The organism is Azospirillum sp. TSH100 (genome assembly GCF_004923295.1).
Classification (GTDB): domain Bacteria; phylum Pseudomonadota; class Alphaproteobacteria; order Azospirillales; family Azospirillaceae; genus Azospirillum.
Genome location: NZ_CP039635.1, coordinates 1,071,501 through 1,077,500, shown reverse-complemented (window position 1 = coordinate 1,077,500; position 6,000 = coordinate 1,071,501). Strand labels below are relative to the sequence as shown.

Sequence of the window (6,000 nt, the reverse complement as noted above, 5' to 3'; positions counted from 1 at the left end):
CATGCCCACCGCCTCAGCGTCGGTCATCGGTTCCAATGCTGCAGAGAATCGCGGAGGGACATCGGCCCTGGCAACCGATGCACCACCCGCAATCATCATGCAGACTGCAAAGGCCGCCAGCACCACGCCGACCGATCGCCGGGACGAATGAAAACGACGATTCCGCCCCATCCCGAACAGGTCTTCACCGACTTCGGCTCTCCACAGCATCTGTCATGTCCTGTCGCCAAATCCGTTCAACAGCATGCCACAGCCTGCGCTTCAGGCCACCCGTCATGTGCAGGCTGGAGGCTGACAATTCAGCCAATCGCACGCAAGTAACGGACCGGCCGGCCGGGAGAGACGGCCTCCGCCGCCGCGGCGATGCCGCGGGCATCAATGCCGTAATGGCGATAAAGGTCGGCGATGGTTCCGGTCTGACCGAAATGCTCCACCCCCAGCGCCCGCGTGCGGTGGCCGCCAACGGAACCCAGCCAGCCCAGCGTCGTCGGGTGGCCGTCCACCACGGTGATCAGAGCGCAATGGGGCGGCACCCCGTCGAGCAGGCGTTCGATATGACCCCGTGCATGGCCGAGACCACGCTCTCGCGCCCGCTGGGCAGCACTCCAGCCGGCATGCAGGCGGTCGGCGGAGGTCACCGCCAGCAACCCGACATCGCGCCGGTCCTCCCCCAGCATGCCGACGGCGGTGATGGCCTCCGATGCCACGGCGCCGGTATAGGCGATCACCACCTGGGCGTTCGGCCCCGGCTTGCGCAACCAATAGGCACCATCGACGATGTCGCGGGCGAGTTCCTCGTCCATCGTCCGGATCGGCTGCTCCAGCGCGCGGGAGGACAGGCGTAGATAGACAGACCCGCCGGTCTCGTCGCGCAGCCAGTTGCGCTCGCCAGGGGCACCCTCGCCGTCCCGCTGCATGTAGTCGAAGGCCCAGCGCATAACCACGGCCAACTCGTCGGCGAAAGCCGGCTCGAAATAGGCCAGCCCGTCCTGCGCCATGCCGACCAGCGGCGTGGCGATGGACTGATGCGCTCCGCCCTCCGGCGCCAGTGTGATGCCGGACGGCGTCGCCACCAGCATGAAGCGAGCATCCTGATAGCAGGCATAATTCAGCTGGTCGGCACCGCGCATGATGAAGGGGTCGTAGACGGTGCCGATCGGCAGCAACCGCTCCCCGAACAGGCTGTGCGACAGACCGAGCGCCGACAGCAGGATGAACAGGTTGGACTCCGCGATGCCCAGTTCCAGATGCTGGCCCTTCGGCGAGAATTCCCAGCTGTAGGTGGAGGGGATTCGTTCCTTCTTGAACAGGTCGGCCAGTTCGTTCCTGGCGAACAGGCCGCGGCGGTTCACCCAGGCGCCGAGGTTGGTGGAGACGGTGACGTCGGGTGCCGTGGTGACGATGCGTTCGGCCAGCGCCGAGCGTTCCCGCCCGATCTCGTTCAGGATCAGGCCGAAGGCGGCCTGGGTCGACAGGCTCTTCTGCGTCGGCACCGCCAGCGCGGCCGGCACGGCCACCGCCGGCGCCTCGTAGCGGCGGCGGCCCTTCTGCGCGAAGGGAACCCGGCGCAGGAACTCCCCCAGGACGGCTTCCGGCAGGGCGAGGCCTTCGAAACGGTCCCATTCATGGCCGGGACGGACCTTGTTGGCGGCGCGGAAGCCGTCCATCTGCTCGCGGGTCAGCAGGCCGGAATGGTTGTCCTTGTGGCCGGCCAGCGGCAGGCCGAAGCCTTTCACGGTATAGGCGATGAAGCAGACCGGCCGGTCGTGGGTGCGGGCCTGGGCAAACGCCTCCAGCAGCGACGGCAGGTCATGGCCGCCGAGATTGCCCATCAGCCGGGCCAGTTCCTCGTCGTTGCGACGCTCGATCAGGCGGGTCACATCGCCCTGGTCGCCGAGATCGTCCATCAGGCGGCGGCGCCACGCGGCGCCCCCCTGATAGGTCAGGGCGGAATAGAGCTGGTTGGGGCAGGTGTCGATCCAGTGGCGCAGGCGCTCGCCGCCCGGCTCCTTGAACGCCTCCTGCATCAGGGTGCCGTATTTCAGGATCACCACGTCCCAGCCGAAGGCGCGGAAGATGTTCTCCAGCCGCTCCCACAGCCCTTCACGGATCACCGCATCCAGGCTCTGGCGGTTGTAGTCGACGATCCACCAGGTGTTGCGCACGCCATGCTTCCAACCCTCCTGCAGGGCTTCGAAGATGTTGCCCTCGTCCATCTCGGCGTCGCCGACCAGCGAGACCATGCGGCCTTCCGGCAGGCCGGCGGCCCAGCCCTTGGCCTTCAGGTAATCCTGCACCAGCGAGGCGAAGAGGGTCTGCGCCACTCCCAGCCCGACCGAACCGGTGGAGAAATCGACGTCGTCCACGTCCTTGGTGCGGGACGGGTAGGACTGGGCGCCCTTGTAGCCGCGGAAATTCTCCAGCTTCTCCCGCGTCTGGTTGCCCAGCAGATACTGGATGGCGTGGAAGATCGGGCTCGCATGGGGTTTCACCGCCACCCGGTCCTCCGGCCGCAGGGCCGAGAAATAAAGCGCCGTCAGGATGGTCGACATCGAGGCGCTGGAGGCCTGATGGCCGCCGATCTTCAGTCCATCCAGGTTGGAGCGGACATGGTTGGCGTTGTGGATGGTCCAGGACGCGAGCCAGAGGACCTTGCGCTCCAGCTCGGCCAGGCAGGCGAGATCGGCGGAGGACGGCTGGATCGCGGGCATTGGTCTGCTCCCGAACGGGGGTTATGGTTTGAGCAGCCTATCATCTGTGACCCGGCAGGTGCTTGCGAAGTGGCGCCGGCTGCGGTTCCGTTTTAGCATTGGATGCCAGAACAGCAGTGGAAACGGTATCCGATGCCAAGACATGCCCTCGACCGCATCGACCGCAGGATTCTGGCCGCCCTTCAGCAGGATGGCCGGCTGCCCAACAACGAACTGGCGGAGCGGGTCGGCCTGTCGCCCTCCCCCTGCCTGCGCCGGGTCAAGGCGCTGGAGGAGGCTGGGGTGATCGCCCGCTATGTGGCGCTGGTCGATCCGGCCTCCGTCGATCTGCCGGTCAACATCTTCGTCAATGTCAGCCTGGAAAGGCAGATCGAGGCGCGGCTCGACGGGTTCGAGGCGGCGGTGATGGCACGGCCGGAGGTGCTGGAATGCTATCTGATGACCGGCGACGCCGATTACCTGCTGCGGGTGGTGGTGCCGGACCTTGCCAGCTATGAGCGGTTCCTGAAGGAGCACCTGACCCGCATCCCCGGCGTCGCCAGCATCCGCTCCAGCTTCGCCCTGAAGCAGGTGCGCTACCGCACTGCCCTGCCGCTGGAGCATCTGGGGGAGTGATGCTTCATCACTCTGCGGCAGCCGGCTTGGCAAGGCCGCCGATCATCGGCACCAGCACCGCCGCGAGCAGGCAGAGCGCGCCGGCGGTGGCGAAGGCCGGCAGATAGGTCTGAAGCGCGCTGCGCGACAGGCCAGCGCCGAAGGCGGCGGCGGCGGCACCCAGCTGGTGGCCGGCGAAAACCCAGCCGAAGACGAGGTTGGCGCGTTCCCGGCCGAAACGCTCCGCAGTCAGCCGCACGGTCGGCGGTACGGTGGCGATCCAGTCCAGGCCGTAGAAGACGGCGAAGACCGACAGGCCGTAGAGCGTGAAGTCGGAATAAGGCAGGTAGAGCAACGACAGCCCGCGCAGGCCGTAATACCAGACCAGGAGCCAGCGGTTGTCGTAACGGTCGGACAGCCAGCCCGACCCGACGGTGCCGACGAAGTCGAAGATGCCCATCACCGCCAGCAGGCCGGCCGCCTGCACCTCCGGCACGCTGAAATCGACGCAGAGCGGGATCAGGTGGGTCTGGATCAGGCCGTTGGTGCTGGCGCCGCAGATGAAGAAGGTGGCGAACAGCACCCAGAAGGTCCGCGTCACAGCGGCATCACGCAGGGCGCCCAGCGCGGCCGACAGGATGGCACCGGAAGGGGCGGCAGGCGGAGCCCCCTCCACCTCGCCGAAGGCGGACAGGCCAAGGTCGGCCGGGCGATCCCGCATCAGCGCCAGCATCGCCAGGGCGGCCACAGCAATCAGACCGCACAGCAGAGCGATGGCGGTACGCCAGCCATAGGCCTCCGTCAGCATCGACAGCAGCGGCATGAACACCAGCTGCCCGGTGGCCGAACTGGCGGTCAGCAGCCCGATCACCAGCCCGCGGCGGGCGACGAACCAGCGGGTGGCGATGGTGGCGCCCAGCACCATGGCGGTCAGGCCGGTGCCGAAGCCGACGACAAAGCCCCACAGCAGGATCAGTTGCCAGACCTCCCGCATCGCCAGCGAGGCGAGCAGCCCACCACCGACCAGCGTCAGGGAGGACAGCACCATGCGGCGAACGCCGAAGCGGTTGATCATCGCGGCAGCGAAAGGGCCCATCAACCCGAACAGCAACAGGCGGATCGCCATGGCGGTGGAGATGTCGGCGGTGTCCCAGCCGAATTCCCGCTGAAGCGGCAGAAGCAGGACACCGGGCGCACCGACCGCACCGGCGGACACCAGCATCGACAGAAAGGTGACAGCGACGACGATCCAGGCATAGTGGATGTCGCGCCGGGCCAGAGCGGCGGCGAGGGGAGCGGACAGCATCGGCTGGGATCTCCGGTGGCTTGCCTGTTGTTGGGCCCGGTTATCGGGCCGGGTTATCGGGCAGTCACGCCGCCGTCGATGTTGATCGACTGTCCGGTGACGAAGCCGGCGGCGTCGGAGCAGAGCCAGAGCACCGCGGCGGCGACCTCTTCCGGACGGCCGACACGGCCGACGGGGTGAAGCGGTCCCAGCGCGGCCTCGACCCGATCGGCGCCACCGAAGGAAGCCTGGCTCATCGGCGTCTGGATGATCGCCGGGCAGACGGCGTTGACGCGCACACCGAAGGCCGCAACCTCCATGGCCGCGGTGCGGGTCAGCCCCTCCACCGCCGCCTTGCTGGCGGAGTAGGCGGCATTGCCGGCCATGCCGATCTGGCCCAGCACCGACCCGGTGTTGACGACCGCGCCACGCCCCTGGCCGCGCATGATCGCCAGTTCATGCTTCAGGCAGAGCCAGACGCCTTTGACGTTGACAGTCAGCACCCGGTCGAAAGCCTCCTCTTCCATCTCGGTCAGCGGCGCGGCCAAATGGATGCCGGCATTGTTGAAGGCGGCATCCAGGCGGCCATGGTCACGCTCGATCCGGTCGAACAGGGCGGCGACTTCGGTGGCGTCGGCGACGTCGGCCGCCACGAAGTGGCCGCTGCCGCCGGCACGGCCGATCAGCTCCACCGTTTCCCGCCCTTCCGCCTCGCGTCGGCCGGTGACGATCACCGTCGCCCCCGCGCCGGCAAAGGCAAGCGCCGTCGTTCGACCGATTCCGGAGGTGCCGCCGGTCACCAGGGCCACCCGCCCGCTCATGTCCGCACCGATCATGTTCATCGCAACCGTCATAACCCTACCCTCTCCTGTCCTTCGTCCGGCATTTGCGCCTCTCGCCGATACCGGACGCTATTGATGACGGTCATCATTATTTTTTGTTTTGATGATGTCCATAATGTAAATACCGGACGAACCCGGAATCCCGGAACCTCAGCCATGCGCGTCCCGAATGGCGCAATGCAGCGGGCGACACCACATGTGCGCGGAACGGACGGGAACCGCGGCGGCGCGATGGCCTCAGCCCGTGAATGCCCACCCATTCGGGAGGCTTATTCTGGTCTTGGTTGCAGCACAGCCGATCACCGGCAACCGGAACGGCGCATGGCGACCGCCCTGGCGGAAGTCACCGGTCAGCGGACATTGTGGCAGGGCATGTGATAGCCCCGACACAGGGCCCTGCCCTTCGATTCAGTTCCATAAGGATAAGCTTGACCGTCGCCGCGCATGGGATCATGAAGGCGCGAACATGCGCGTTCATGTAACTGCATGTATCCGGTGCCGTCGGGTCTTACACTTTCTTTCGGTTGGGCGAATGTTGCTTTCGCAGCGCTTGGGCAGCCCAAGACTT

General features: G+C 66.8%; 6 protein-coding genes (1 of these 6 cut by a window edge). 2 read left to right on the top strand and 4 right to left on the bottom strand.

The window, feature by feature from the left end; all coding sequences use genetic code 11:
* Both E6C72_RS17445 and E6C72_RS17440 read right to left on the bottom strand, forming a co-directional pair.
* On the bottom strand, positions 1-210 hold the start of the coding sequence (locus E6C72_RS17445; protein WP_136700800.1) for a hypothetical protein. It extends 246 nt beyond the left edge of the window; only the first 210 of its 456 coding nucleotides appear in the window; its start codon is at positions 208-210; its stop codon lies off the left edge, out of view.
* 89 nt (positions 211-299) lie between these two features.
* Positions 300-2,711: a transketolase gene (locus E6C72_RS17440; protein WP_136700799.1), complete on the bottom strand. Its 2,412-nt coding sequence runs from the start codon at positions 2,709-2,711 to the stop codon at positions 300-302.
* Positions 2,712-2,843: 132 nt separating this feature from the next.
* On the opposite strand from E6C72_RS17440, the gene E6C72_RS17435 reads away from it, so the two are divergent.
* Complete coding sequence (locus tag E6C72_RS17435) at positions 2,844-3,326, top strand: Lrp/AsnC family transcriptional regulator (protein ID WP_109442715.1); 483 nt, start codon at positions 2,844-2,846, stop codon at positions 3,324-3,326.
* A gap of 7 nt (positions 3,327-3,333) precedes the next feature.
* Here the strand turns inward: E6C72_RS17435 and E6C72_RS17430 are convergent, their stop codons facing one another.
* A complete protein-coding gene (locus tag E6C72_RS17430) occupies positions 3,334-4,611 on the bottom strand; it encodes an MFS transporter (RefSeq protein WP_109442714.1) in 1,278 nt (425 codons plus the stop codon).
* 53 nt (positions 4,612-4,664) lie between these two features.
* Positions 4,665-5,444: an SDR family NAD(P)-dependent oxidoreductase gene (locus E6C72_RS17425; protein WP_247875903.1), complete on the bottom strand. Its 780-nt coding sequence runs from the start codon at positions 5,442-5,444 to the stop codon at positions 4,665-4,667.
* Positions 5,445-5,507: 63 nt separating this feature from the next.
* Here E6C72_RS17425 and E6C72_RS17420 point away from each other — a divergent pair, with 63 nt between their 5' ends.
* Positions 5,508-5,810, top strand: coding sequence for a hypothetical protein (locus tag E6C72_RS17420; RefSeq protein WP_136700798.1), 303 nt, complete (start codon positions 5,508-5,510; stop codon positions 5,808-5,810).
* Positions 5,811-6,000: the final 190 nt, after the last annotated feature.